This is a genomic window from Burkholderia sp. HAN2018, assembly GCF_024704855.1.
Classification (GTDB): Bacteria; Pseudomonadota; Gammaproteobacteria; order Burkholderiales; family Burkholderiaceae; genus Burkholderia; species Burkholderia cepacia.
Window position 1 is genome coordinate 41,754 of the sequence record NZ_QOBB01000012.1, and the last position, 26,097, is coordinate 67,850.

A 26,097-nucleotide genomic window follows, 5' to 3' on the forward strand; every position below is an offset into this window, starting at 1 on the left:
GCCTCATGGATCAGGATGCGTCGTGCGCGCGTCCGGACGGCACGATGCGCGTCGCGAAACGCTGCGTGCCTTGTTGGTGAATGGTGACGTCGATCGACGCCGCGCCGATCGCGAACACGGCCGTGGCCAGCGTATTTTCGTCGTCGGGGTCCGCAGGATCGTCGCGGTAGATCGGCAGCCCTTCCGGTGCACGATCGCCGAGCACGCGCAGCAGCGCGGCTTCATCGATCGCGTCGATACCGGGAACGAGCGCGTCGACGCGGCGCTGGCGGTCGGCCGACGATTGCGTGACGATCTGCGCCTCTGCTCCACAGCCCGGATGCACGAGATGATTCGCGTGCCCGGCGAGCGTCGCCACGTCGACGACCGAGCAGCGCGCAGCACTCGCCTCGATGCTCAGCAGCCGCGTGTCGCCGGTCGCGCCGAGCGTATGGTGAAAGCCGCTCGCGCGCGCATTCACGCGCAGCACGTCGACGGCCTCGTCGAGCGACGCCGCATCGAGCACGGCGCGCGCCAGGATCATGCGCGGCACGCCCGGCGCGGGCGTCCTGATCCGCAGGTTGTTGATCGCCTGCACGATCCCGGCCCGGTTCGCGGCAAAGGTGTGCCCCGGCAGCGAGCCCGGGTAGTAGAAACTGACGAAGCCCGGCTTGCCCACGGGCTGCACGTCGACGAGCAGGCAGCGCTCGCGCAGGAACGGATCGCCGTCCTCGTTGTGCGCGATCCAGCGCGTGCCGGCCGCGTCGCGCGCGGCCAGCGTCGTGCAGCCGTCCGGCGCGTTGTGGATCAGCTCGCCGCGGCAGTTCCACAGGAAGATATCCCCGGCCGGCCAGCCGACACCCGCCGCGATCCCGTCCAGTTCCGCGACGAGATCGGGGTACGCGGCCAGCGCCGCCTGCCGCAGCGCATCGACGAACGGATGGCCGCGCCAGCGGCGCACGGCCTGCCACGCGCTGCTCTGCTGCATGTACGCGTCGAACACGGGACGGGCGAGCTCGCCGAGGCGCACGCCGATGTCGAACGGCGCACCGGCGATGACGGGGGAAAGGGAAAGCGGCATGTCGGCCATTTCGGTTTCGTTCAGGACACGTGTTTCAGGAATTCCTTCAGGCGCGGGGTCGGCGGCCGGTCGATCAGGTCGACCGGATGGCCGTCCTCGGCAATGCCGCCCTGATCCATGAACAGCAGGCGCGTGCCGACCCGTTTCGCGAAGCCGATCTCGTGCGTGACGACGATCATCGTCATCCCTTCGTTGGCGAGATCCTGCATCACTTTCAGCACTTCGTGGCGCAATTCCGGATCGAGCGCCGACGTCGGCTCGTCGAACAGCATCAGCCGCGGCCGGATCGCGAGCGCACGCGCGATCGCGACGCGCTGCTGCTGGCCGCCCGACAGCTCCGACGGGTAATGATTCGCGCGCGATTCGGGGCCGACCTTGTCGAGCAGCGCCATCGCCTGGTCGCGTGCGTCGGCACGTGACGCGCCGCGCACCTGGCAACATGCGATGTCGAATTAGACCTTAGTGCAACAAGTGTTGTCAACCGCGATACTACGACAACAAAAAAACGCGCAACGGATAAATGCATCGAAACAAACCCGGGGCGCGCGGCGCGGATAAATCGGAAGAATGGGAGTGTGGCGCGGGGCGAAGCACCCGCGCCGAACGGCGTCGGCGCCTGAGCGTAGTTGGCGGTGACCGGGCCGGCTTGCTGCCCCAGGCGTCACGCACGAGAGGAGGAGGATGGCGCGGGCGCCCGGACAACCGTCGCGGCCCGCGCATTGGGTTTGTCAGCGTGAAGCGTCGGCGATCGGGTACGGTGCCGTGGCGGGGCGGCGTCCCCCGCGACGCAGGCTACCGCCGGCGTGTCTCAACGAATGTTGCGACGTGCGCGCGGAACCGCCGGAAGCGAGGCCCGCGCGCCGATGCGACGTCGCTTACACCGCCACCCCGCTTGCCTGATGCGACACGAGCCGCGCATACGCACCCTGCCGCGCCAGCAGGTCCGCATGCCGTCCGGCCTCGATCACGCTGCCCTGCTCCATCACGAGGATCAGGTCGGCATTGCGCACGGTCGACAGCCGGTGCGCGATGATGATCGACGTGCGCTGCGTCATCAGGTCTTCCAGCGCCGCGCGGATCTGCTGCTCGCTGATCGTATCGAGGTGGGATGTCGCTTCGTCGAGGATCAGCACGGGCGCATCCTTCAGGAACGCACGCGCGATCGCGACGCGCTGGCGCTGGCCGCCCGACAACTGCACGCCGCGCTCGCCGACGCGCGTCGCGAGCCCGTCCGGCAGCCGCGCGACGAATTCGCCGAGCGCCGCATGCTCGATCGCGCGCTGCACGTCCGCGTCGGACGCGTCGTTCGCCGCGAGCCGGATGTTCGCCTCCAGCGTGTCGTTGAACAAGTAGGTATCCTGCGCAACCAGCGCGATGTGCTGCCGCAGGTCGTCGAGCCGCAGGTCGCGCAGGTCGACGCCGCCGAGCGTCACGCGGCCCTGCTGCGGATCCCAGAAGCGCAACAACAGGCTCGCGACCGTCGACTTGCCGGCGCCCGATGCACCGACGAGCGCGACCGTGCTGCCGGGCGCCATCTCGAAGCTCACGCGGTCGAGCGCAGGCACGTTGCGGCCCGGGTACGTGAAGGACGTCGCCTCGAAGCGCACCGCCGGATCGGCGGGCAGCGCATGCGTGCCGTCCGTCACCGGCACGGGCTCCTTCTCGAGCGCGCGCAGGCGGCGCGTCGACGCGATCGTGTCGGCGAGCTGGCGCGCGACCTGGCCGATTTCGGCAACCGGCATGAAGGCAGCCACCGCGACCAGCACCAGCAGCGGCAACGACTCGCGCGGAAACCAGCCGCGCGCGCACAGCAGCGCACCGAGCGCCGCGACGACCAGCCCGCCGAGCCCGCTCGCGACTTCCAGTGCGGCGCTCTGCGTCGACAGATCGTCGAGCAGCCTGGCGCGTTGCTTCCGGTATGCATCGACTTCGGCCACGAACGCTTCGCGCCGGCGCGCGACGGCCTGGAACGCGGTCAGCTCCGCGAGCCCCTGGATCGTCTCGGTCAGGTGCGCGCCGAGCTGGCCGAGCGCTTCGCGCGCGCCGGTGCCGAGCCGGTCGACCTCGCGCCGCGCCAGCACCGGTGCAAGCCCGGCCCACAACAGGAACGGCAGCAGCGCGAGCGCGAGCGGCCACGCGACCGACGCGAGCAGCACCAGCACGGCGGCCGGCACGAGCACCGCGACGAACGCGGGCGCCAGCGTATGCGCATAGAAATACTCGACGGTCTCGACGTCCTGCGTCGCGAGCGACACGAGATCGCCGGAACGGCGGCGCAGCAGCCCGGCCGGCGCGAGGCGTTCGAGCGTCGCGAACAGCGCGATGCGCATTTCCGCGAGCAGCCGGTACGCCATGTCGTGCGCGAGCCACGATTCGAGCCAGTGCAGCACGGCCGCCACCGGCGCGATCACGAGCAGCGCCGTGACGAGCGCCGGGCTCACATGGCCGCCCGGTACCGCACCGACCACCAGCGCGCCGATCACGCCGACGCCGATGAACGCGAGCACGCGGCCGATCCCGAACAGCACCGTCAGCACGACCTTGCCCGTCCACGGCCGCACGAACCGCAGCAGCGTCCGCAGTGTTTCCGGCCAGCCGATCTCCGCCGCATCGTCGTTCAGCGGCCGCACTTGCGGGCCGGACGACGCGCGCGCGGTCGCGCCGGCCGTCGTCGCCACGCCGGCCGATTCGGCGACCGCTTCCAGTTGCGGCCCCATCAACCGCCGATACGGGCCGTCACGCGCGATCAGCGCCGCGTGCGTGCCCTCGTCGACCACCTGCCCCTGGTCGAGCACCAGGATGCGGTCGGCGCCGATCACGCTGGACAGCCGGTGCGCGAGCACGAGCGTGGTGCGCCCGCGCGTGAGCCGGTCGAGGGCCTGCTGGATCAACGCTTCGTTCTCCGCGTCGACCGATGACAGCGCCTCGTCGAGCAGCAGGATCGGTGCGTCGCGCAGCAGCGCGCGGGCAATCGCGAGGCGCTGGCGCTGGCCGCCCGACAGCATGAGCCCGCGTTCGCCGATGCGCGTCGCATAACCGTCCGGCAGCGCCGAGATGAAATCGTGCGCGTTGGCCGCACGCGCGGCGGCGATCATGTCCGCGTCGCTCGCGTCGGGGCGGCCGAGCCGCAGGTTGTCGGCGACGCTGCCGTCGAACAGCGTCGCATCCTGCGCGACGACCGCGATCATCTCGCGCACCTGGCCGGCATCGAGCGTCCGCACGTCGCGGCCGCCGATGCGGACCGCGCCGCCCTGCGCATCGTGCTGGCGCAGCAGCAGGCGCACGATGGTCGATTTGCCCGCGCCGCTCGGCCCGACGATGGCGACCGTCTCGCCTTCGCGAACCGAGAAGCTCAGCGCCGCATGCGCGTCGGCGCGACGCCCCGGATACGCGAAGCTGACGGCGTCGAACGCGATCTCCGGCCGCAGGCCCTGCACGCGCGGCGCATCGGTGGAAGGCGTGTGGCTCTGCGCGTCGAGCAGCGCATGGATCGCATTCGCCGCCGACTGGCCGATCATCCCCTGATGCAACACCGAACGCAGGTCGCGCAGCGGCCGGAAGATCTCGCTGCCGGCCATCAGCACGATCAGCAGCGCCTCGAGGCTCATGTCGCCGTGCCGCACGCGCCACGCGCCGACCGCGATCGCGGCGGCCGCGCCGAGGCCGGTGCCGAGATCGGTGAAGAGCCGCGTCAGCAGGCCGAGCGCGAGCACCCAGAACGTGCTGTCGGACAGCGCGCGTGCCTTCGCGGCCAGCTTCGCGCCGAACGCCGTGCCTTGCCCGAACGCCTTCAGCGTCGGCAGGCCTTGCACCGCGTCGAGAAACTCCTCGCCGAACGCCTTGAACGCGGCCGAGCGCGCGAGCGCCGCGCGCTTGTCGGCACGATGCACGAGTTGCGGCAGCGCGAGCGTGACGAGCGCCGCGACCAGCAGGATGGCGGCCGTCGGCACGTCCCACCACGCGAGCACCGCGAAGATCATCACCGGCGCGCAGGCGGCGATCACGAGCTGCGGCAGGTAGGTGCCGAAAAAGGTCTGCAGCTGCTCGACGCCGTCGACGACGGCCAGCATCACGCCGCCCGTGCGTTCGCCGCTGAACCATGCGGGGCCGAGCGCCGCGATCCGGTCGAACAGCCGCGCGCGCAGCGTGGCCTGCACACGCCCGGCCGTGTGCTGCGCGAGCACCGTGCGGCGATGGTCGAGCCACGCGCGCAGCAGCACGCAGGCCGCCGTTGCAACGACGGCTTCGCCGATGCTGCGCGCCGGCGCGCCGGAAAAGACCAGCGCCAGCACGCGGCCGAGGAACACGAAGCGCAGGATCCCGACACCCATCGCGAGCAGTCCGAGCGCGACGGCCGCGGCGACCCGCCAGCGCAATCCCGCCATCATTGCCCATAGTCGTCGGTCGAAATACATGAAGCCCTCCGGTAGTGTCTGGTTGCATTTTTCTTGACCGGATCGAGGCTACCCGCGCGGCCCGCGCGCGGCAAAAGATGATTTTTCAACGGGTGTTGAGTCAACTACAATACCCGCCATGTCGCACCTCCCTCCCCTCAGCGCGTTGCGGGCTTTCGAGGCGGCCGTCCGCCTCGGCGGGTTCGCGCGCGCGGCGGTCGAGCTGAACGTGTCGACGAGCGCGGTCAGCCACCAGATTCGCGCGCTCGAGGAATCGCTCGGCGCGCGGCTGCTCGAACGCAGCACGGGGCTCGGCGGCATCGGCCTCACGCCGGCCGGCGAGCGCCTGCTGCCGGCCGTCAGCGATGCGCTGTCGCGCCTCACCGATGCCTGCGCCGAGATTCGCGGCACCGCGCAACGGCTCACCGTTTCCGCCAACGCGCCGTTTTCGGCAATGTGGCTCGCACGCCGCCTCGCGGAATTCTCGTCGCTTCATCCCGACACGCCGCTGCACGCCGTCGTGCTCGACGACGAACCGGATTTCGCGCGCAGCGGCGTCGATCTGGCGATCGTGCACGTGCCCGCGCACCGGCTGCGGGACGACGACGACGTGCTGATCCGGGAGACGGTGTTCCCGGTGTGCAGCCCCGAGCTGTTTCCGTACGCATCGGGGCACGTGTGCCGCTCGCGGCTGCTGCAGGAGATGCACGAGAACAGCCCCGAGATCGACTGGCACAACTGGGCATCGGAATTCGGCTTGCCGGACGACTTCGAGACGAAGATCGTCCGTTACAGCAGTTTCAGCCAGGTGATCGGCGCGGCAGTCGGCGGCGCGGGCATCGCGCTCGGCCGCGTGCCGCTGATCGAACCCGAACTGCGCAGCGGGCGCCTGGTTCCGCTGGTGCCGGGCCTCGCACGCGATGCGTCATGGCGCTTCGTGCTGCGTCGCAACCCGTCCGCGCGGCACCGGCTGCTCGATCCGTTGATCGCGTTCCTGCGTCGCGAAGCCGAAGCCGCGCCACCCGCCACGCTCGCAAAGATCGTTGCGCCCGCATCCAACGATAGCCACGCGCGCGGCGCGGGCGGCGCCTGACGGGCCGGCGCACGAAGCCGGCCTCGCCTTGCCTGCCGGCACCTACGGCGCAGCGAAGAACAACGCGACCACGCACGCCATCCCGCCGAACCACACGAGCGAACGCAGCGACGCCCAGTTCAGCAGGTACATCAGCATGTAGACGATCCGGATCGCGACGAACGCCATCGCGAGCTGGTCGACGCGATGCACGTTCGCGCCGTTGTGCCATGCCACCACCAGCGCGGCCGTGAACAGCGCGAGCGCCTCCCATGCGTTCTGGTGCGCGGCCTGCGCCCGCGCGCGCCAGCCTTCGAGCTTCGCCAGGTAGTCGCGCGGCGCGCGGTTGTCGTAACCCTTGCGGGCCTTCGCGAGAAACGTCATCGTGAACGGCAACAGCGCGACGATGAACAGGCACAGCTGGGACGTCGTCATCAAAAGTCTCCTCCTTTATCGTTACATTGATCAATGACAAGATCGCCGAGAGCTTAGCATTGCGTCATGCCGTTCGCGCACCGGTTTTCTAGACGGGAGACTCGGCTGCGCGGCCTGTCGACAGCCGCGCCCAGCCGGGACGAACACAAAAATTTCCACCAAATCGTCGACAAATACGTTAATTAAAACTGGTCGAACACCAATAAGATAGCGCTCAACACTGGCCCGGCGTGTTTTCGCGCCGGACAGCCGAACCCACGCCGCCGCGCGCGCCCAACGACATCCGATCCGAGACATCGCCATGCCCCGTCCCATCGTCGCCCATATCCGCCCTGACGCCATCCGCCACAACCTCGACTTCATCCGCCGCACCGCCGCGCAATCGCGCGTGTGGGCCGTCGTCAAGGCCGACGCATACGGCCACGGCATCGAGCGGGTCTATCCGGGCCTCGCCGCCGCCGACGGCATCGCGCTGCTCGACCTCGACGAAGCCGTGCGCGTGCGCGAACTCGGCTGGGACAAGCCCGTGCTGCTGCTCGAAGGGATCTTCGAGCCGGCCGACGTCGAGCTGGCCGACCGTCATCGGCTGACGGTGTCCGTGCACTGCGACGAACAGCTCGACCTGCTGATCGCGGCAAAGCCGCGGCAACCGATCGACATCCAGCTCAAGATGAACTCCGGGATGAACCGCCTCGGCTACCGGCCCGACGTTTTCCGCGCGGCGTGGGAGCGCGCGGCCGGCGCGCCGTCGATCGGCAAGATCACGCTGATGATGCATTTCGCGAACGCCGACGAAGGCCAGGCCGACTGGCAGCTCGAACAGTTCGATGCGGCCACGGCGGGGATTCCCGGCGAGCGTTCGACGTCGAACTCGGCGGCCGTGCTGTGGCATCCGCATGCGCACCGCGACTGGGTGCGGCCCGGCACGATCCTGTACGGTGCATCGCCGACGGGTGCGTCGCGGGATATCGCCGACACGCCGCTGATGCCCGCGATGACGCTGACGAGCAAGATCATCGGCGTGCAGACGCTCGCGCCGGAAGAAACCGTCGGCTACGGCCGCCGCTTCACGGCCGACCGGCCGATGCGGATCGGCGTCGTCGCATGCGGTTATGCGGACGGCTATCCGCGCCACGCGCCGACCGGCACGCCGATCGCGGTGGACGGCGTGATGACGCGCGTCGTCGGCCGCGTGTCGATGGACATGCTGACCGTCGACCTGACGCCGTGCCCGGACGCGGGCATCGGGTCGAGCGTCGAGCTGTGGGGCGACCAGGTGAAGGTGGACGACGTGGCGGAAGCCAGCGGCACGATCGGCTACGAGCTGATGTGCGCGCTCGCGCGCCGCGTGCCGGTCGTGATCGTGCCGCCCGGTGCGTCGAGCGAACAGCCGGCGCTGCGGACCGGAAGCTACGGGCGCTGACACGGGTCGCTGCGGCGGCGCGCCGCAAGTGCCGCTTCGGTTGCGGGCTGCCTCGGGCAGCCCGTTTGTTTTCCGGTGTACGGGACAGGCCCGGGTTACGGCCCTTCTGCGCCGTTCGCCGGCCTTCGACGTCGCACTACGAACGCCACGTCGGCTTGCGCTTCTCGAGGAACGCGTCGATCCCTTCGCCCGCATCCTCTTCCATCATGTTGCGCGCCATCACGTCGCCCGCATACGCATAGGCTTCGTCGAGCGGCAACTCGCGCTGGCGGTAGAACATCTGCTTGCCGTACCGCACCGCAGCCGGGCTCTTCGCGACGATCTCGGCGACCTTGCGTGCGACGGCCGCGTCGAGCGCGTCCTCGGGCACGGCCTCGTTGACGAGCCCCCACGCGGCGGCCGTCGCCGCATCGACGAAACGCCCGGTCACGAGCATGTCGAACGCGCGCTTCGCCGTGACGTTGCGGCTCAACGCAACGGCCGGCGTCGAGCAGAACAGCCCGACGTTGATGCCCGATACCGCGAAGCGCGCGGTATCGGCCGCGATGGCCAGATCGCACGCGGCGACGAGCTGGCAACCGGCCGCCGTCGCGATGCCGTGCACGCGTGCGATCACCGGCACCGGCAACGCGCGCATCGCGAGCATCACGCGGCTGCACTGCGCGAACAGCGTGCGGTAGTAATCGAGCTCGGGCGTGCCGCGCATCTGCCGCAGGTCGTGGCCCGCGCAGAACGCCCGGCCTTCGGCGGCCAGCACGACGCAGCGCACGTGCGGATCGGCCGCCAGCGTATCGAACGCATCGTGCAGGCTCGCGAGCATCGCCTCGGATAACGCGTTGAATTGCTGCGGGCGATTCAATCGCAGCGTGACGACGCCGTCGTGCGCGTCGCGCAACAGGATCGGCTCGGCAGTCTCTTGATCGGGTTCCATGATGATTCGCTCGACGGGGTTCGGCAGGATTCGGCACGACGTGAACGCGCGGCGGTGATGCACGCACGTTCACGGCGCGGTGTTGAAATCGTCCTCCACATTCCGTGCGGCGTCCAGTCGCATACCACTCGCGTTGCCCGCCGTCCGCGCGGCAAAGGCGGCGATCGCGCCACTTCAGCGCGGCTGATACGCTCCGTCGGTGACCGACCAGCGAAACGTCTGGCGCCATTTGCCGCCGCGCTGGCGCAGCTGCAGGTCGTGGAAACCCTCCGTCGACGTCGGCAGCACGTTCAGCGTATTGCTGGCCTCCGAGATATCGTGATCGCGCGTGCCGTCGCGATGCCAGTCGCCGGCGAGGTCCTGGTAGAACATCATCGGCTGCGCGAACGCGATGCGCAGCGTCTTGCCGTCGATCCGGAACAGGTACAGCGCCTCGAACGATGCGCCACCGCCCGCATAACCGATTGACCAGCCCGCACGCACGCCGAATGCCGCATCGCCCGCCCGCAGTGCGTAGGGGGCAAGATCGAACCGTAACCACCGCTGGGGCCGTATGGCGAAATCGTCCGTCTTTCTGAAGGAGTCGGGACTCTCGATGTTCGTCTGGCTCCAGTCAATCCCCTGGTCGAGCGGCTGTTCGGTACGCGCGACGAGGCGCGGCGCACCGTCGGGACTGCGCTCGAACACGCCCAGCCAGACCAGCTCCTTCGTTTCATCGGCATCGGGGTGGCGCTCATAGCCCTCACAATCGGTTGGCGCGCGGAATTGCAGCACTTCACGCGCAAGGTCGTCGGTCAGTGCAGCACAGACGATCGCGACAAACGCACCGGGGCGCTGCGGCCACGGCTTCGCGCCGACCAGCACGACGCGCCCGAGCGGCTGGCCCGGCGCAAGCTGCGCAACCAATGCCTCTTTCGTGAAGCCGGGCGGCAGGCGCACGCCGAAACCGTCCTGTTCGGGCACGCCGCTCATGTCGCGCGCGTACGCGGCGCGTGCGTCGGGCGAACTGAACTTCCCGGGCACCTCGTCAAGCGAATGTGCGGTGCCCGCCGCGTGCGCGGCCAGGCCCGTGCATGCGGTGCCGATCACGATCAACCAGGGTATCAAGCGGATGGTCATGCCCGAAAGTCCCGTGAAGTGACGAGGCAGCCAGCAGCGACGTCGCGCATGCGATCGCCCGCGCGGCAACGAAATCGGCCCGGCAGTCTCGTGATGGGTTTCATGATGTTTTGCTCGATGGGGTTCGGCAGGATTCAGCACGACGCCAGCTGTCACGCGCGCGTGCGCCCGCTGCGCCACGCGCGCACGCCCGACCGCAGTTGAACGACGCCGCCGACGAAAAAGACCATGCCCATCCCGCCGAGGGCCAGTACGGTTCCCCAAATCGCACCGAACGTATTCATCTGCGCGGTCATCTTGGGCGCGTCGGGCGCGTAGCGCACCTCGACCGCCGCACCGTCCTGCACGCTGACACCGCCGCCCTGGGCGTATTCGACCTTCTCGCCCGCGAGCGTCGTGAACGCGATCTCCGGATGATGCGGACCCGCGTTCAGCTTGATGACGCGCCCCGGCACGACGACCGAGGTCCGCAGGAATTCACGCGTCGACTGCGCGTACAGCGCGATGGCGATCAGCATGCACGTGCCCACGACGGTAAACACGACGCCCTTCGCGATCAGCGTCTCCGTCTGCGGCGCGGCGGCGGCGCCGGATCCGGACACCCGGCCGCTCACCTTACGGGCGCGACGAGTAGAACGACACGTCGATCTTCGACTGCGTCTTGCAGCGGTACATCACGCCGCGCCCCGTTTCGTCGGTCGTGCCTTCGTACGGCCCGTTGCAGCCGATGACCTTGTACTTCGCGAACGGAACGCGCTTGCCGTCCGTCGGCCGGACCAGCACCGGGATGCGCCCCATCGGGCCGTCGCCGATCGTGCGGACGAGCACCATGCGCGCCGCGTCGATCGGCGCGGCGGAACGCACGTAGGCCGTGCGCCCCTGCGCGTCGGTGGTGCCTTCGACTTCGAGTTCCTGGTTGTCCTGGGCCGCGCTCGTGTACAGCGCAAACGCATAGTGCGTGTTCGGTAGTGGCTGTTTCGTCGCGGGATCGTGCAGCACGAAATAACACCCGTTCGCGCCCTTGCCGGCCGTCACCTGTCCATCGGCCTGCGTGGGATAGCACGTGTACGACGAACCGCTGCCGACGGCGGCGGCCTGTTGTGCATTCTGCTGCGCGGTACCGGCGCACCCGCCTGCCAGCGCAGCCCCCAGCGTCGTGCATGCGGCGCGCACGAGCGCAGCCCGAGCGATTTTGTGTTTCATGGGAAAGTGTCCCGTTCCTGATTGTTGTGGATGCCGGGCGTGCTGCGCATGTCGCGCAGGCACGCCGCCCTCGGCACCCGCAGGATACGGACATCGCGGCACGCTGTAAATTGCGCACGCGGCCGACCCGCCGCGCGACTACCCGCCGCCCGCCACTCGCGCGATCGTCTGCCGCAGCCAGATATGTGCGGCGTCGCCGTGCCGGCGCGCGTGCCAGTGCTGCGCGAACTCGAACGAATCGATCGGGAACGGCGGTTCGAACACGCGCAGGCGCGCATCGTCGCGCACGCGGTCGAGATTGCGTCGCGCGACGGTCAGCACGAGGTCGGTGCCGGCGATCAGGTCGTTCGCGACGCCCCAGAACGGCAGGATCACCGCGATGTGCCGCTCGCGCCGCAGCCGCGCGAGCGCGCGATCGACTTCGTTGTCCATCCCGTCGCGCATCGCGACCAGCGCATGCGGCCGCGCGAGCCACGCGTCGAGCGCGAGTTCGCCGCGGCGCGGCAGGCGGCCCGCATCGGCCACGCACGCGAACGATTCGACGAACAGCGGCTGCGCATGCAGGTCGTGCTGCAACGCGGGCAGCACGCCGAGCGCGAGGTCGATCTCGCCGTCCATCAACTGCATCCGCATCGCCTCGCGCGTGGCCTGCGACACGATCAGCTCGATGCCCGGCGCATCGGCACGCAGCGTCTTCACGAGCGCCGGCAGCACGATCCGCGCACCGTAGTCGGACATCGCGATGCGAAACACGCGCGTGGCCGCGGACGGGTCGAACGCGGGCGGCTCGATCAGCGCACCGAGCCGGCCGAGGACGGCGTTCAGCGGTTCGACAAGTTCGTTCGCGCGCGCGGTCAGCTCGAGCCGGCCCGCGCGCCGCACGAGCAGCGGATCGCCGAAGATCTCGCGCAACCGCGCGAGCGCGTGGCTCACGGCCGGCTGGCTGCGGTGCAGCCGGAGGGCGGTGCGCGAGATGTGCCTTTCGCTCAGCAGCGCATGCAGCGTCACGAGCAGGTTCAGGTCGATGCGGGCCAGGTTATTCATGAAAGGAATATGAAGCATCCGAAGAACGAATTTCCATTCGCCATCTTAATGGACGACACTCATTTCAATATCCTTTCGCGACCGACCACGATGACGACGTCCCTTTCCTTCGCCACCCTTCCGCTCGCCGCCGCGGCTTTCGCCGCCGGCGCGCTCGTGCCGCTGCAAGGCGGCAGCAACGCCGCGCTCGGGCGCGCGCTCGGCCACCCGCTGTGGGCGAGCGTCGCGTCGCTGACGGTCAGCCTGCTCGCGGTGCTGCCCGTGCTGCTGGCCACCCGCGCGAACGCGCCCCTCGTCGGCGACGCGCTGCAGCGCCCGCTGTGGATGTGGCTCGGCGGCCTCGCGGGCGTGATCTACATCACACTCGCGCTGATCCTGACGCCGCGGCTCGGCGCGACGACCTTCATCGTGTGCGTCGTCGCCGGGCAGACGCTCGCGTCGCTGCTGATCGACCACTACGGGCTGATGGGGCTCGCGCAGCGGCTCGCGACACCCGGCCGCCTCGCGGGCGTCGCGCTGATCTTCGCGGGGATGATCGTCGTGCAATGGCAGACGCCCGCGCCACGCGTGCCGGCCGCAGCCGGCGAAACGGCGACCGCGCAACCCGAACCGCAGCGCTGAATGCGCGACCGGTCGCGGGCGCGCCCCGGCGACCGGTGCGTCAGCCCGCGAGCTTCTTCAACGCGTCGAGCACCGCGTCGCCCTTGAACGGCTTCACGATCCAACCCTTCACGCCGGCGGCCTTGCCGCGCTCCTTCATCGCCGGGCTGCTTTCGGTCGTCAGCATCACGACGTTGACCGTCGAATTCGCCAGTTCGCCGCGGATCTTCTCGACCATCGTCAGGCCGTCCATGTTCGGCATGTTCACGTCGCTGATCACGAGGCGCACGCCGGGCGTCGCCTTGAGCTTCGCGAGCCCGTCCTTGCCGTCGACGGCCGTCGCGACGTCGAGCCCGTGATTGCGCAGGAAACCCGCGACCTCGTCGCGCACCGTGCCCGAATCGTCGACCACCAGAATCTTTGCCATGCTGTATTCCCCTTTCCTCGTTGCGACTTCAACATTCAAAACAGTTCGAGTTCACCCGATTCGACCATCGGCCCCACGTCCTGCACCGATTCGCGGAAATCCTCCGGCGACCAGCTCAGGCTGAACACGAAGCGCTGGTCGATGCAGACGGCGCGCCCCGACGCCGGGTCGGTCATCCGGTACTTGAAGCAGAGCTGCGGGCAGTCGCCTCCGAACGAGATGAACTTCTGCTTGTGATTGACAACGAGCGGCACCTGCACCGGATGGCGCGCCAGTGCCTCGGCGTCGCCGAGATAGCGGTTCTTGAACGCGCCCCACACGAGATTGGTGAGCTCGCCGAGCATGCTGTTCACGTCGCGGAAATCCGGCGCGCGGCCGGCGTCGCGCGTGCCGCCGAGCATGTCGAGCAGCGGCTGCTCGCTCGTCTGCAGCAGCATGTAGCCGCGGCACCACGCACTTTCGAGCGCGATCAGGCTGAACACTTCGCCGAAGATGATCTGGTCGCGCACGATGCACGGCGTTTCGTGCTCGATCGTCGTGCCCGGGAACAGGCCGTCGATGCGCGCCTCGGTGATCTCCGAGATGCCGCGCACGAGCGCGTTCGGGTAATCGCGGCCGAACAGGTATTCGTCGATCGCGCGCTTGAGCGGCGTCATGTCGTCCGCGACGTAGGCCGCGCACGCAACGCGCGCGAGCGCCTCCGGCAACCCGTCGCGCGACGCGTGCGCGTCGCGGCGCAGAATGATCGGCAGCTCGGGGCGCAGCGCATCGATCTGCGTCGCGATGATCGCGCTCTCGGCCGGCGAGCCGCCGTAATCCTCGGCCAGCAGGATCGCGCCGAGGTCGATGTTCGAGCGCAGCACCTTCAGCAGCCGGTTGCGCCGCACGGTCAGGCCGACCAGGTTGTGCTCGTCGCAGAAACGCTTGATCGCGTCGGCGTGCGCGCGACTGTCGTCCAGCACGAGCACCTTGCTGACGGGTTGGTCTACGGTCATCTCAAGGTTTCCTAATGGTCGGTCGGGGTCGATCAGAACAGTTCGAGCTCGCCGCCGGTTTCCATCACGGCCGTTTCCGGCACATGGAAATCGACCGGCGCGTTCGCGCATACGCACAGCGTCGCGCCGACCCGCACGTCGCCGTCGAGCGTCAGGTCGTAAGCGGCCACGTGATCGGGCGAAAGCGCGCCCAGGTAATCGATGCTCGATCCGCTCAGCAGATAAGGCGTCGACATCCCCAGGTCGGGAAACGGCGCGGTCAGCGCCTGGTTGATCGCGCCGCAGCACAGGTTCGCGACTTCCATGAACGCTTCGGGCAGCGGCCGCTGGCTGCCGGCGCCCGCAGTTGCGCCAGCGAAACGGCGGCGCGTCGCGTCGTCGTCGCTGAAGCGCAGCGCGAGCAGCAGGCGGAAATGCAGCGCCGAGATCGTCAGCGCCGCGACGTGTTCGGGCACCGTCGGCTTCGCGCGCGACTTCGCGTGCGCGCGATCGTGCCCGTCATGCGCCGCGCCGGCGGACGGCCGGATGTCGCACGCACCGCCGGATGCGAGCCGCGTGCGCGCCGCATCGAAGAAAATCCGCTCGAAACCGGCTTTCGCTTGCGCGCTGATCACGCCGCGCCTCCGTCGATCCGCGCATGCAGTTGCCCGGCCAGCGCCTCGACGGTCGCCAGCGCGGCCGTGATCATCTTGCCGCCGGCCTGGATGTCCTGGAACGTCGCGGCCGTCACGAGATCGTTACGGTTCAGGCTGTCGCGATAGCTGTTCGACAGTTGCTGCGAGCGCGCAGCCAGCCCGCGCACCTCGCTCGCGACGATCGAGAAGCCGCGCCCGGCCGTGCCGGCACGCGCCGCCTCGATCGAGGCGTTCAGCGACACGATCGACACGTGCGCGACGATCGCCGACAGCTCCTGGTTCTTCGTGCGCATGTCCTGGTTCTGCGTGGTCAGCGAGATCATCTGCTCGTGCCAGCGCTCGAAGGTGCCGGCGAGCCCGCGCAGGCGCGCGGCTTCGTCGGCGATCTTCTGCGCGTGCTGCGCCAGCGCGGCGCGATCAGCCGACATGGCCTGCAGCGCGTCACGCTGCGTGCCGGCCGCGGAAGTCTCGCGTGCCAGCGCATCCTCGAGCTGCGCCTCGCGTTGCGCCCATGCGTCGGCCGCCTCCGCGTGCGCGGACGCCGCCTGTTCGGCACGCTCGCCGGCCGCGTCGAGCGCCCCGCGCAACGCATGCGCATCGCGCTCCAGCGCCGCGACGAGCCGCTTGCGCATCACGCGAAATACGATCGCCGCCACGATTGCGACGACTGCGCCGCCCGCCAGCGCGGCGGCCATCTGGATCATCCACGCCTGCACGATCACTTCGTCACTCCACAACGCCGACGTCCGCGCCGCGCGCGCGCTCGTGAGCGGCACCGTCGGCCGCGAAGCGGGCCGGCAACGACACGATCGTTTCGAATGCGCGGTACGGCGCGCCGACACGATCGTCGGTGAAACGCAGCGCGATATCGCCGCCGTCGCGCTTCAGGAAGTTGCGCACCGCGTCCATGCCGACGCCGCGCCCCGACACTTCGGTCACGGCACTCGCGGTCGAGAAGCCCGGGCGGAAGATCAGCTCGGCCACCGCGTCGTCGGACAGCGCCGCGTCGTGGTCGGCGTCGATCCAGCCACGCTCGCACGCGATGCCGCGAATCCGGTCGAGCGCGAGGCCGCGGCCGTCGTCGCTCAGCACGAACCACAGCTCGCCGCCGCCCACGCCCACCGCGATGTCGATCGTGCCGGATGCCGCCTTGCCGGCCGCGCGCCGCTCGTCGGACGATTCGATCCCGTGGTCGATCGCGTTGCGCAGCAGGTGCATGAACACGTTCTTCAGCGTCGCGACGATTTCGCTGCGCACTCGCTGGCCATGGCTGTCGATATGCACGACGGGCGCCGGCTTGCCGAGTTCGGCCGCGAGCGACGGCAGCGACTCGATCACGCCGCCGAGCGCATCGCCGATCCCCTGCGTGCCGAGCTGGCTCAGCATGCGGCGTACGGCATCGCGTGCCGCGTGCCAGTCGGCCGCGTTCGCCGGATCGGCGCCGTCGAGCACGCGCAGGCTCTCGCTGATGTGCGCGCGCTCGACCATCAGGAAGTCGGCGCCGCCCTGCACCGCGTCACCGCTGCGGCCCAACGTGACCGCGTTGATCGTCGCGTAGTGCTCGACGGCCTCGCGCACGCGCGCCAGGTCGTCCATCAGCGCGTCGCGGTTCCACTCGGGGCCGCCGTCCGCGCGGCGCAGCGAGTCGTACGCCTGCTCCGCTTCGTGGACGATGTTCGTCAGGTGCTGGAGGCTGTACGTGCGTGCATTGCCCTTGATCGTGTGCATGTTGCGGAACAGCGCCGCGACGATCGAGTGATCGGCGCGCTCGTGCTGGCGGATCATCCGCTCGTTCTCGCTGAGGAAACCCTTCGCGCTGTGCACGAAGTCGTGGAACTTGTCCTGGCTGATCGACAGGATCTCGCCGATCATCTCGAGGCGGCGCTGCTGCTCGCCGGCCTGCGCGGTCAGCTCGCGGATCTCGGTCACGTCGCGCACGCACAGCATCAGGCGCACCACCGTGTCGGTCTCGTCGGTGATCGCCGACCAGCTCAGGTCGAGCCACTTCTCGCGGCCGTCCGGCATCCGCTTCGCGACTTCATTCACCAGCAGGTGCTCGTTGAACTCGAAGTTCATGCTGTCTTCGCCGAGGCACGCGTGCACGGCCGCGTCGACCTGCGAACGCGCATCGGCGCCGATCGCCGAATCGTCGAACACGAGCGCCATCAGGTCGCGGCCGGCGATGTCGCTCGTCTCGAAGATGGTCTCGAGGTACGCCGAATACTCGGCATGCACGACGCCGCCTTCGACGACGGTCAGGATCCCCTGCTGCATGTTCTGCAGCATCGCCTGGATGTCCGCCGTCTTCTGCTTGAGCTGCGCGGCGTTCTCCTGGATCTTCTCGATCATCCCGTTGAACGCGACGATCGAATGGCCGATTTCGTCCATCCGGCCCACCGGTACGCGGCGCGTGAAATCCTGGCTCGCCGCGATCTCGCTCATCGCCGTCTGCATCCCGATCAGCGGGCGCGTGATCTGGCGATACAGCAGCAAGCCGAGCGCGGTCAGCAGCACGATCACCGTGCCGGCGACGCCCGCGATCGCGGTCGCCGTCGTCGAGAGCATCCCGTTCAGCGCGCTGATCGCGACGTCCTTCTGGCGGTTCTTCTCGACGCGCAGCGTGTCGACGATGCTTTCGAGTTCGTCGCGATACTGCGCGACGTTCGCGAACAGGTACGCCTGCGCCATCTCGGGCTTGCCGTCGGCCTTCATCTTCACGGTGTCGTCGATCGCCGCGAAATAGTTCGCGGCGCTGTCCTTCGCCTGCGACACGAGCCCGACCTGCGCCTGGCCGACCGCCGACTTCGCCTGCACGTCGAGTGCGGCGCGCAGCGCGGCCTGCTTCGCCTTCAGCTCGTCGCGCGCCTGGGCGGCGGTATTCGCGTCGGGCGCGTAGACGAGCGTCATCGTCGCGATCTGGATGTTCTTCACATCGGCGACGAGATCGGCCGACGCGAGCGCGCTCGGCACGATGCCCTGGGTGACCTGACGCACCTCCGACGCGCTCTTGCGCGTCTGGTACACGGCATAGATGCCGATCGCGGACAGCGCGAAGAACGTCAGGACGACTAGCAGCGTAATGCGATGACGGATGGTCATGAGTACAGCTCCCCGCAGCGATCCGGCTTCGATCGCCGTTTGGTCTATTGAAAGAATGTGAGCGCCGAATTATCGGGGATGGTGTATGACGCTCCGATGACCGGAAATCAATCGTTCATTGATAAAAATGCAATGAATAATTGCGGCGAAAGAACCCTAAAGTATTGCCGGGATCTGCCGTTAACCCTCTGCCTAAAGGCTTCTGGCGGCGCCTGTGCGTGACCGGAAATCCGGGATACGGATATTTTTTTATTTATTCGATCCGCGAATTAGCCGTTATATGACTTTCGCAAAACGTTTGCGAATTATCGGCGAATCCGGTTGAATACGCGATTTTTAATTGCCGGCGAATCATTGGACGGGCGGCTGAAAACGATACCGCCCGCCCCGGGGCCGACGATGCGATGAACGGCATCGTCGGCCCCGGGGCGGGCGTGACCGGCGGCCGGTCAGTGGCTGCTGGCGCGGGTCGCCCCCAGGCCCGTTTCCGAGCGCACCTGCTGCGCGGCGAACGCGCCCTTCTCCGACCGTGCGCGCGCGCTCGAGTCAAGCACCGAGAACAGCCACACGCCCACGAAGCCGATGGTCATCGAGAACAGCGCGGGCGACGTGTACGGGAACCACGCCGAACCCTTCGGATAACCGAGCGTTGCCTCCCACACCGACGGCGACACGATCGTCAGCCCCACCGACGAGGCCAGCCCCAGGAACCCGCCGATGACCGCGCCGCGCGTGGTGCATCCCTTCCACATCATCGACAGGAACAGCACCGGGAAGTTGGCCGACGCCGCGACGGCAAAGGCCAGCGACACCATGAACGCGACGTTCTGCTTCTCGAACGCGATGCCCAGCAGCACGGCGATCACGCCGAGCACCAGCGTCGTGATGCGCGACACCTTCAGTTCGTCGGCGCTGTCGGCCTTGCCGTTCTTGAAGACGGTCGCATAGAGATCGTGCGACACCGCGGAGGCGCCGGACAGCGTGAGCCCGGCGACCACGGCCAGGATCGTCGCGAAGGCCACGGCCGAGATGAAGCCGTAGAACACGTCGCCGCCCACCGTCTTGGCCACCAGCACCGCGGCCATGTTGGCCGTGCCCGCGCCGCCCTTGATCACGCCCTTGGCCACGTCGGACAGTTCCGGATTGGTCAGCACCAGCGTGATCGCGCCGAAGCCGATGATGAAGATCAGCACGTAGAAATAGCCGATCCAGGTGGTGGCCCAGAACACCGACTTGCGCGCTTCCTTCGCATCCGGCACCGTGAAGAAGCGCATCAGGATGTGCGGCAGGCCGGCGGTGCCGAACATCAGCGCCATGCCGAACGAGATGGCCGAGACCGGATCCTTGATGAACCCGCCCGGCGACATGACGGACAGCCCGATACGGGTCGCGTCGTCCGTCGATTTGCCGGCATTCGCGGCAATCGCGGTCTTGACCTCCACGGCGTGGGCGAACAGCGCCTCCGGGCTGAAGCCGTACTGCGCGAGCACCATGATCGCCATGAACGTCACGCCCGCGAGCAGCAGGCACGCCTTGATGATCTGCACCCAGGTGGTCGCGGTCATGCCGCCGAACAGCACGTAGACCATCATCAGCGCGCCCACGATCACGACAGCCACCCAGTAGTCGAGACCGAACAGCAGCTTGATGAGCTGCCCCGCGCCCACCATCTGCGCGATCAGGTAGAACGCCACCACCACCAGCGTGCCGATCGCGGCGAAACTGCGGATCGGCCCCTGCTCGAAGCGGTAGCCCGCGACGTCGGCGAAGGTGAACTTGCCGAGGTTGCGCAGCCGCTCGGCCATCAGGAACGTGATGACCGGCCAGCCGACCAGAAAGCCGATCGAATAGATCAGGCCGTCGTAACCCGAGGTCATCACCGCGGCGGAAATGCCGAGGAACGAAGCGGCCGACATGTAGTCGCCCGAAATGGCCAGCCCGTTCTGAAACCCGGTAATGCCGCCGCCGGCCGTATAGAAATCCGCCGCGGAGCGCGTGCGGGAAGCCGCCCACTTGGTGATCCACAGCGTCCCTGCCACGAACAGCGCGAACAGGACGATGGCCGTGGTGTTGGTTGCCTGCTTGGCGGTCTGCCCGACATCGCCGCCGCCCGCGACGGCCACGCCGCACGCGCTCGCGGCCAGCAGCACGACCAGCATCGTCGAAAGTGTCTTCTTCATCGGGCGACGTCCTGCAGGATGTCCTGCGTCAGTTGGTCGTATTCGTTGTTCGCGCGGCGCACATAGATGCCGGTGATGACGACGGTGAACACGATCACCGCCATGCCGATCGGCACGCCGACACTCGTTACGCCGGTGCTCACGGGCTTCGCGAGAAACGACTTGTCGAACGCGATCAGCGCGATGTAGCCGTAGTAGACGATCAACATCAGCGCGGTCAGAAAGACACCGAGCGTATTGCGCCGTCGCTTGAGCAGCGCGTACTTCGGATGCGCTTCGATTTTTTTCACCAACCCATCATGCATCGCCTGTCTCCTGGTTTGCTTTTTGAATGAGTTCGGCGATTCTGAATAGCGAAGCTGACTGCGCGCTTACTCGATCTAGCGCGCGCGGCATTCCGGGCACTATGGTTTTCCCTAGCGGGTTCGGGCGTGGCGGCGGCATCGCCTGGGCATGAGCGGCAGGCTCGATGCGTCGAATTCACTCCTCCCAGGAAACAATCAATCGCTCGCCGACGATTCACCCGCCCGCCCGTACGCTCTAGACTGTCGCATCGTTCCCTTTCCGGATGCACGCAATGACCGACGTCCTGCCGCTGACCACCGATCCCGAGTCGGGTCTCCCATACCGGCTGCGCCCGGCCGCCGGCCGCCCCGTTGCCCGCCTGTTGCTGCTGCATGGCGTCGGCGGCAACGAAACCAACCTGCTGAACCTGGCCGGCATCATCGATCCCCGGATCGAGATCGCGTTCCTGCGCGGCCCGCTCACGTTCGGGCCCGGCCAGCATGCATGGTTTCCGGTGCGCTTCGGCCCGAACGGCCCCGAAATCGACGCGGCCCGCGCGGACGAAAGCCGCATTCAGCTGATCACGCTGCTGCGTGCATTCCGCGCCCGCGACGGCGCGGGCGCCGCATTGCCGACCGTGATCGCCGGCTTCAGCCAGGGCGGCATCATGAGCGCGGGCGTCGGCCTCACGTCGCCGGACGATGTCGCCGCCTTCGCGGTGCTGTGCGGGCGCATCCTGCCCGAAATCGATCCGCTGATCGCGCCGCGCGATGCGCTTCGCCCGCTCCATGCGCTGATCGTGCACGGCCGCTTCGACGACAAGCTGCCCGTCGCATGGGCCGACACCGCCGACGCGAAACTCACGGCGCTCGGTGTCGCGCACGATACGCGGCTGTATGATGCCGGCCACGAGCTGACCGCGGAGATGGCCGGCGATTTCGGCCGATGGGTCGGCGAACGCGCCGGCTTGAACTGACCGTACCGGCGCGCCCGGCGTGTACCGTCAGGCGCCCCGCGCCGGATCGGCGACGGCACCCGTGGCGACGGACGTACGCGCATTCGCCGCCTGCTCTCGCGCGGCACCGCGCTTCGCCAGCTTCCAGCCCACCACGAGTGCGAGCACGACGACCGGAATCATCGCGATGGTCCACGTGCCGCCCGGATAGTCGAACGCCATCAGCACCAGCACGCCGACGAGGAAAGCCAGCGTGAGCCACGACGTGAACGGCGCGCCGGGCATCCGGAACGACACCGCCTTCAGCTCGCCGCGATCGACCGCGCGGCGGAACAGGATCTGGCACATGACGATGAAGCCCCACGTCGTGATGATCCCGAGCGACGCCATGTTCAGCACGATCTCGAACGCCTGCGCCGGCACGATGTAGTTCAACGGCACGCCGATCGCGTTGATCGCGACCGTGATCAGGATCCCGCCGTACGGCACGCCGCGTGCGTTCATCCGCGACACGAAGCGCGGCGCCGATCCGCCCATCGCCAGCGAGCGCAGCACGCGCCCGGTCGAATAGAGGCCGGAATTCAGGCTCGACAGCGCGGCCGTCAGCACCACGACGTTCATCACGGTGCCGACATACGGCACGCCGAGCTTGCTGAAGAACGTCACGAACGGGCTTTCGTGCGAGCTGTATGCCGTCCACGGCAGCAGCATCGTCAACAGCACGACGGAGCCGACATAGAACAGCGCAATACGCCACATCACGCTGTTGATGGCTTTCGGCAGCACCTTGCGCGCATCGGCCGTCTCGCCCGCCGCGACGCCGACGAGCTCGATGCTCGCGTACGCGAACACGACGCCCTGCACGATCAGCACGGCCGGCAGGAGCCCGTGCGGAAAGATCCCGCCGTGATCCGCGACCAGGTGAAGCCCCGGCATCTGCCCGGCGACCGGATGGCCGCTCGCGAGAAACACCGCGCCGACCGCGAGGAACACCGCGAGCGTCCCCACCTTGACGAGCGAGAACCAGAACTCCATCTCGCCGAACACCTTCACGCCGATCATGTTCATCACCGACACGATCCCGAGCGCACCGAGCGCGAACACCCACTGCGGCACGTCCGTGAACACGGCCCAGTACTTCATGTAGATCGCGACCGCCGTGATGTCGACGATGCCGGTCGTTGCCCAGTTCAGGTAGTACATCCAGCCCGCGACGAACGATGCGCGCTCGCCCATGAACTCCCGCGCGTACGACACGAAGCTGCCGCTGGTCGGCCGGTGCATCACGAGCTCGCCGAGCGCGCGCATGATCAGGAAGGCGAACACGCCGCAGACGAGATACACGAGCGCGAGCGCGGGCCCCGCGCTCTGCAGGCGTCCACCCGCACCGAGAAAGAGGCCGGTGCCGATCGCACCGCCCATCGCGATCATCTGCACGTGCCGCGGCTTCAACTGCTTCGCGTAACCTGCTTCGTGCGATGCAAACATCGCGTCGGGGTCGGCATGACGGGAATCCGCGCCGCCGGCCGGACCGGCCGGGCGCTCGCTGCTGTGGTTCATCGTGAGTCTCCGTAGTTTCTTGATGTGTCGCGCCCCGCGCGGGGGCGCTGATGAAATGACGGCCCGCCGGGCGCTCAACGCGCGCGCCGGCGGCCTTCAGCCGGCGTCAAAGCACGCGCGGCCGGATCAGCGCTTCGGGCTGAAGCGCTTCGTCGACCTGCGCATCGGTCATCCACTGGCGTTCGAGAACGACCTCGCGAATCGACTTGCCGGTCGCGTGCGCTTCGGCCGCCACGGCGGTCGCGCGCTTGTAGCCGATGTACGGATTCAGCGCGGTCGCGAGCGCGACCGAGCGCTCCATCGTTTCGCGCAGCCGCTCGGGGTTCGCGGTGATCCCGCTCACGCAACGCTGCGCCAGCGTCGTGCAGGCGGCCGTCAGGTGGCTGAAGCTGCGGAACAGCGCGCTGGCGATCACCGGCTCGAACGCGTTGAGCTGAAGCTGCCCGGCCTCGGCGGCGAAGGTCACGGTCAGGTCGTTGCCGAACACCTCGAACGCGACCTGGTTGACGACTTCCGGGATCACCGGATTCACCTTGCCGGGCATGATCGACGAGCCGGCCTGCACCGGCGGCAGGTTGATCTCGCCGAACCCCGCGCGCGGGCCGCTCGACAGCAGCCGCAGGTCGTTGCAGATCTTCGACAGCTTCACGGCGATCCGCTTGAGCACGCCCGAGACCTGCACGAACGCGCCGCAATCCTGGGTCGCCTCGATCAGGTTCGGCGCGGTGCTCAGGTCGAGCCCGGTAATGCGCCGCAGCGCCGCCAGCGCCTTCTCCGCGTACTGCGGGTGCGCGGTGATGCCCGTGCCGATCGCGGTCGCGCCGAGGTTGATCTCGCGAATCAGCCAGCCGGCTTCCTGCAGGCGTGCAATGTCTTCCGTCAGCATCACCGCGTAGGTCGAGAATTCCTGGCCGAGCGTCATCGGCACCGCGTCCTGCAATTGCGTGCGGCCGAGCTTCAGCAGGCCGGCAAACGCGTCGGCCCGCTCCGCGAACGCATCGCGCAGGCGCGCCATCGCTTCGAGCAGGTGCTCGAGCGCGAAGCAGGTCGCGACGCGGATCGCGGTCGGATAGACGTCGTTGGTGCTCTGCGCGAGATTGACGTGTTCGTTCGGATGCAGGTATTCGTACTGCCCGCGCGCGTGCCCCATGAGTTCGAGCGCGCGGTTGCAGATCACCTCGTTCGCGTTCATGTTGGTCGACGTGCCGGCCCCGCCCTGGATCACGTCGACGACGAACTGGTCGTGCAGGCGCCCTTCGCGAATCTCGACGCACGCAGCGGCGATCGCATCGCGGTACGGCCGCGGCAGCAGCCCGAGCTCGCAGTTCGCGTCGGCCGCGGCCTCCTTCACGGCGGCGAGCGCCATCACGAGGTACGGCAGCGACGCGATGGTGCGGCCCGAAATGTCGAAGTTCTCTTTCGCGCGCAGCGTATGGACGCCGTAATACGCGTCGTCCGGAATACTTCGTTTGCCTAAAAGATCCGCTTCGACGCGGAAGCCGTTTTCTGTCATCGTGCCCTCCTGGATGTCTCGTACCGCTCGTCGTTCGCCGCTTCCCGACGCGACGGGTTCGCATTCTATGCCTTTGCAAAAACAAGCTCGCTTATGTATTATCGAAAGCGGTTTTGCGTGGGACGCAACAGCGAGAATCGAATGAAAAAAGGCGCGAGAGAAACCGGCATCGATCACATGGGCGCGATGCGCGCGTTCGTGAGAGTGGTCGAAACAGGGAGTTTTTCGGCGGTCGCGAAGGAGATGCACGTGTCGACGTCGACGGTCGCGCGCAAGGTCACGGCGATCGAGGAGGCACTCGGCGTCGCGCTGCTGCACCGCTCGACGCACAGCGTCACGCTGACCGAGGCCGGCCACATCTATCTGGAACGCGCCGTCACGCTGATCGCCGATCTCGACGACACGCTGCGTGTCGTCGCCGAGCTGAATGCGCAGCCGAGCGGCCCGCTGAAGCTCACCGCGCCGGTTGCATTCGGCCGCCGCCATCTCGCCCCGCTGGTCGCGCCGTTTCTCGCGCGCTACCCGACGATCCAGCTCGACGTGCGGCTCACCGACAACCACAACGACCTCGTGGCCGGCGGCTTCGACCTCGACATTCACGAAGGCGAGAACTACCTGGACAACCTCGTCGTCCACCGCCTGTCGCGCAACGACAGCATCCTGTGCGCAACGCCCGGCTATCTCGACCGCTGCGGGCGCCCGTCCACGCCGGACGACCTCAAGCAACACAACTGCCTGCGCTACGTGCACCCCGAAGGCGATCCGCGCTGGGAGCTCGTGAACGGCGACGCGCATCACAGCCTGCTGCCGGCCGGCAACCTCGTCACCGACCATTCGGAGCTGCTGCTCGAAGCGACCTGCGCGGGGCTCGGCATCGCGGAGTTCGAGATCTGGCTGGTGCGCGACCTGCTCGCGAGCGGGCGACTCGAAGCCGTGCTGCCGCGCTACCGGCTGCTGAACCGGCTGACGGGCGAATACATCTACATCGCGTATCTGGCGAACCGGCGCAGCTCGGCGAAGCTGCGCGTCCTGAAGGACTTTCTCGCGGAACACCTCGCGCACATCGGCGAGCTGTCGGCGCTGGAGCTGGCGAAGATTCGCGGCGCGCGCACGTAGCGCCCGCGCCCGCGTTCACGCCCGCGCCGGCCGGCAGGCATGTGCCCGCCG

Annotated in this window: 22 protein-coding genes and 1 pseudogene; 5 read left to right on the forward strand and 18 right to left on the reverse strand. The window is 68.2% G+C overall.

The window, feature by feature from the left end:
• Window positions 1-10: 10 nt before the first annotated feature.
• The 3 genes and pseudogenes from DPV74_RS04830 to DPV74_RS04840 all read right to left on the reverse strand — a co-directional run bounded on the left by DPV74_RS04830 (window position 11) and on the right by DPV74_RS04840 (window position 5,475).
• A complete protein-coding gene (locus tag DPV74_RS04830) occupies window positions 11-1,060 on the reverse strand; it encodes a C45 family peptidase (protein WP_119336655.1) in 1,050 nt (349 codons plus the stop codon).
• 20 nt (window positions 1,061-1,080) lie between these two features.
• Window positions 1,081-1,494, reverse strand: a pseudogene (locus DPV74_RS04835) (ATP-binding cassette domain-containing protein); the annotation flags it as partial.
• 441 nt (window positions 1,495-1,935) lie between these two features.
• Window positions 1,936-5,475 carry an ABC transporter ATP-binding protein gene (locus tag DPV74_RS04840; protein ID WP_119336647.1) on the reverse strand — a complete coding sequence of 1,180 codons (3,540 nt, stop codon included), beginning with the start codon at window positions 5,473-5,475 and terminating at the stop codon, window positions 1,936-1,938.
• A gap of 118 nt (window positions 5,476-5,593) precedes the next feature.
• Here DPV74_RS04840 and DPV74_RS04845 point away from each other — a divergent pair, with 118 nt between their 5' ends.
• On the forward strand, window positions 5,594-6,547 hold the full coding sequence (locus tag DPV74_RS04845) for a LysR family transcriptional regulator (protein WP_060315225.1): 954 nt from the start codon (window positions 5,594-5,596) through the stop codon (window positions 6,545-6,547).
• A gap of 42 nt (window positions 6,548-6,589) precedes the next feature.
• On the opposite strand, the gene DPV74_RS04850 is transcribed toward DPV74_RS04845, so the two are convergent.
• Complete coding sequence (locus DPV74_RS04850) at window positions 6,590-6,961, reverse strand: MAPEG family protein (RefSeq protein ID WP_060085073.1); 372 nt, start codon at window positions 6,959-6,961, stop codon at window positions 6,590-6,592.
• 301 nt (window positions 6,962-7,262) lie between these two features.
• Here DPV74_RS04850 and alr point away from each other — a divergent pair, with 301 nt between their 5' ends.
• Window positions 7,263-8,384, forward strand: a complete 1,122-nt coding sequence (gene alr, locus DPV74_RS04855) for an alanine racemase (RefSeq protein WP_060085072.1) — start codon at window positions 7,263-7,265, stop codon at window positions 8,382-8,384.
• Between the two features lie 136 nt (window positions 8,385-8,520).
• Here the strand turns inward: alr and DPV74_RS04860 are convergent, their stop codons facing one another.
• From DPV74_RS04860 to DPV74_RS04880, 5 genes are all read right to left on the reverse strand, one after another.
• Complete coding sequence (locus DPV74_RS04860) at window positions 8,521-9,315, reverse strand: enoyl-CoA hydratase (protein ID WP_059683810.1); 795 nt, start codon at window positions 9,313-9,315, stop codon at window positions 8,521-8,523.
• A 174-nt stretch (window positions 9,316-9,489) separates the two neighbouring features.
• The gene (locus DPV74_RS04865; protein WP_119336648.1) at window positions 9,490-10,434 is read right to left on the reverse strand and encodes a hypothetical protein; all 945 of its coding nucleotides are present in this window, start codon (window positions 10,432-10,434) and stop codon (window positions 9,490-9,492) included.
• Window positions 10,435-10,586: 152 nt separating this feature from the next.
• Window positions 10,587-11,036, reverse strand: coding sequence for a DUF3592 domain-containing protein (locus DPV74_RS04870; RefSeq protein ID WP_059683808.1), 450 nt, complete (start codon window positions 11,034-11,036; stop codon window positions 10,587-10,589).
• A gap of 13 nt (window positions 11,037-11,049) precedes the next feature.
• Entirely contained in the window at window positions 11,050-11,637 is a 588-nt protein-coding gene (locus DPV74_RS04875) for a hypothetical protein (RefSeq protein ID WP_060207592.1), read from the reverse strand.
• A gap of 138 nt (window positions 11,638-11,775) precedes the next feature.
• Window positions 11,776-12,681: a LysR family transcriptional regulator gene (locus DPV74_RS04880; protein WP_119336649.1), complete on the reverse strand. Its 906-nt coding sequence runs from the start codon at window positions 12,679-12,681 to the stop codon at window positions 11,776-11,778.
• Between the two features lie 90 nt (window positions 12,682-12,771).
• Between DPV74_RS04880 and DPV74_RS04885 the strand changes: the two genes are divergently transcribed.
• Window positions 12,772-13,302, forward strand: a complete 531-nt coding sequence (locus tag DPV74_RS04885; RefSeq protein ID WP_119336657.1) for a DMT family transporter — start codon at window positions 12,772-12,774, stop codon at window positions 13,300-13,302.
• 40 nt (window positions 13,303-13,342) lie between these two features.
• Here the strand turns inward: DPV74_RS04885 and DPV74_RS04890 are convergent, their stop codons facing one another.
• The 7 genes from DPV74_RS04890 to DPV74_RS04920 all read right to left on the reverse strand — a co-directional run bounded on the left by DPV74_RS04890 (window position 13,343) and on the right by DPV74_RS04920 (window position 20,922).
• The gene (locus tag DPV74_RS04890) at window positions 13,343-13,708 is read right to left on the reverse strand and encodes a response regulator (RefSeq protein WP_011355572.1); all 366 of its coding nucleotides are present in this window, start codon (window positions 13,706-13,708) and stop codon (window positions 13,343-13,345) included.
• 35 nt (window positions 13,709-13,743) lie between these two features.
• The gene (locus DPV74_RS04895) at window positions 13,744-14,703 is read right to left on the reverse strand and encodes a chemotaxis protein CheX (RefSeq protein ID WP_119336650.1); all 960 of its coding nucleotides are present in this window, start codon (window positions 14,701-14,703) and stop codon (window positions 13,744-13,746) included.
• A 32-nt stretch (window positions 14,704-14,735) separates the two neighbouring features.
• Window positions 14,736-15,317, reverse strand: coding sequence for a hypothetical protein (locus DPV74_RS04900; protein ID WP_119336651.1), 582 nt, complete (start codon window positions 15,315-15,317; stop codon window positions 14,736-14,738).
• Window positions 15,314-16,054, reverse strand: a complete 741-nt coding sequence (locus DPV74_RS04905; protein ID WP_371141250.1) for a methyl-accepting chemotaxis protein — start codon at window positions 16,052-16,054, stop codon at window positions 15,314-15,316. The genes DPV74_RS04900 and DPV74_RS04905 overlap by 4 nt, the downstream gene beginning before the upstream one ends.
• 10 nt (window positions 16,055-16,064) lie before the next feature.
• A complete protein-coding gene (locus tag DPV74_RS04910; protein ID WP_119336652.1) occupies window positions 16,065-18,437 on the reverse strand; it encodes an MCP four helix bundle domain-containing protein in 2,373 nt (790 codons plus the stop codon).
• Between the two features lie 449 nt (window positions 18,438-18,886).
• Window positions 18,887-20,617, reverse strand: coding sequence for a cation acetate symporter (locus DPV74_RS04915; RefSeq protein WP_119336653.1), 1,731 nt, complete (start codon window positions 20,615-20,617; stop codon window positions 18,887-18,889).
• Complete coding sequence (locus DPV74_RS04920; protein ID WP_027791268.1) at window positions 20,614-20,922, reverse strand: DUF485 domain-containing protein; 309 nt, start codon at window positions 20,920-20,922, stop codon at window positions 20,614-20,616. The genes DPV74_RS04915 and DPV74_RS04920 overlap by 4 nt, the downstream gene beginning before the upstream one ends.
• Before the next feature lie 272 nt (window positions 20,923-21,194).
• Here DPV74_RS04920 and DPV74_RS04925 point away from each other — a divergent pair, with 272 nt between their 5' ends.
• A complete protein-coding gene (locus DPV74_RS04925) occupies window positions 21,195-21,878 on the forward strand; it encodes an alpha/beta hydrolase (protein ID WP_119336654.1) in 684 nt (227 codons plus the stop codon).
• Window positions 21,879-21,905: 27 nt separating this feature from the next.
• Here the strand turns inward: DPV74_RS04925 and DPV74_RS04930 are convergent, their stop codons facing one another.
• Together DPV74_RS04930 and DPV74_RS04935 are read right to left on the reverse strand one after the other, a co-directional pair.
• On the reverse strand, window positions 21,906-23,417 hold the full coding sequence (locus tag DPV74_RS04930) for an amino acid permease (RefSeq protein WP_060056156.1): 1,512 nt from the start codon (window positions 23,415-23,417) through the stop codon (window positions 21,906-21,908).
• Window positions 23,418-23,523: 106 nt separating this feature from the next.
• The gene (locus DPV74_RS04935) at window positions 23,524-24,930 is read right to left on the reverse strand and encodes an aspartate ammonia-lyase (RefSeq protein WP_027791265.1); all 1,407 of its coding nucleotides are present in this window, start codon (window positions 24,928-24,930) and stop codon (window positions 23,524-23,526) included.
• Between the two features lie 141 nt (window positions 24,931-25,071).
• On the opposite strand from DPV74_RS04935, the gene DPV74_RS04940 reads away from it, so the two are divergent.
• Window positions 25,072-26,046 (forward strand): LysR family transcriptional regulator, encoded by a 975-nt coding sequence (locus tag DPV74_RS04940; protein WP_060085063.1) that lies wholly within the window; start codon window positions 25,072-25,074, stop codon window positions 26,044-26,046.
• The last annotated feature ends 51 nt before the right edge of the window (window positions 26,047-26,097 follow it).

Coding starts and splice junctions, on each gene's coding strand:
- DPV74_RS04935 (WP_027791265.1), bottom strand. CDS start 24,930: ATGACAGAAAACGGCTTCCGCGTCGAAGCGGATCTTTTAGGCAAACGA.
- DPV74_RS04895 (WP_119336650.1), bottom strand. CDS start 14,703: ATGACCGTAGACCAACCCGTCAGCAAGGTGCTCGTGCTGGACGACAGT.
- DPV74_RS04910 (WP_119336652.1), bottom strand. CDS start 18,437: ATGACCATCCGTCATCGCATTACGCTGCTAGTCGTCCTGACGTTCTTC.
- DPV74_RS04885 (WP_119336657.1), top strand. CDS start 12,772: ATGACGACGTCCCTTTCCTTCGCCACCCTTCCGCTCGCCGCCGCGGCT.
- DPV74_RS04925 (WP_119336654.1), top strand. CDS start 21,195: ATGACCGACGTCCTGCCGCTGACCACCGATCCCGAGTCGGGTCTCCCA.
- DPV74_RS04880 (WP_119336649.1), bottom strand. CDS start 12,681: ATGAATAACCTGGCCCGCATCGACCTGAACCTGCTCGTGACGCTGCAT.
- DPV74_RS04890 (WP_011355572.1), bottom strand. CDS start 13,708: ATGGCAAAGATTCTGGTGGTCGACGATTCGGGCACGGTGCGCGACGAG.
- DPV74_RS04850 (WP_060085073.1), bottom strand. CDS start 6,961: ATGACGACGTCCCAGCTGTGCCTGTTCATCGTCGCGCTGTTGCCGTTC.
- DPV74_RS04840 (WP_119336647.1), bottom strand. CDS start 5,475: ATGTATTTCGACCGACGACTATGGGCAATGATGGCGGGATTGCGCTGG.
- DPV74_RS04865 (WP_119336648.1), bottom strand. CDS start 10,434: ATGACCATCCGCTTGATACCCTGGTTGATCGTGATCGGCACCGCATGC.
- DPV74_RS04845 (WP_060315225.1), top strand. CDS start 5,594: ATGTCGCACCTCCCTCCCCTCAGCGCGTTGCGGGCTTTCGAGGCGGCC.
- DPV74_RS04940 (WP_060085063.1), top strand. CDS start 25,072: ATGAAAAAAGGCGCGAGAGAAACCGGCATCGATCACATGGGCGCGATG.
- DPV74_RS04875 (WP_060207592.1), bottom strand. CDS start 11,637: ATGAAACACAAAATCGCTCGGGCTGCGCTCGTGCGCGCCGCATGCACG.
- alr (WP_060085072.1), top strand. CDS start 7,263: ATGCCCCGTCCCATCGTCGCCCATATCCGCCCTGACGCCATCCGCCAC.
- DPV74_RS04860 (WP_059683810.1), bottom strand. CDS start 9,315: ATGGAACCCGATCAAGAGACTGCCGAGCCGATCCTGTTGCGCGACGCG.
- DPV74_RS04930 (WP_060056156.1), bottom strand. CDS start 23,417: ATGAACCACAGCAGCGAGCGCCCGGCCGGTCCGGCCGGCGGCGCGGAT.
- DPV74_RS04915 (WP_119336653.1), bottom strand. CDS start 20,617: ATGAAGAAGACACTTTCGACGATGCTGGTCGTGCTGCTGGCCGCGAGC.
- DPV74_RS04830 (WP_119336655.1), bottom strand. CDS start 1,060: ATGCCGCTTTCCCTTTCCCCCGTCATCGCCGGTGCGCCGTTCGACATC.
- DPV74_RS04920 (WP_027791268.1), bottom strand. CDS start 20,922: ATGCATGATGGGTTGGTGAAAAAAATCGAAGCGCATCCGAAGTACGCG.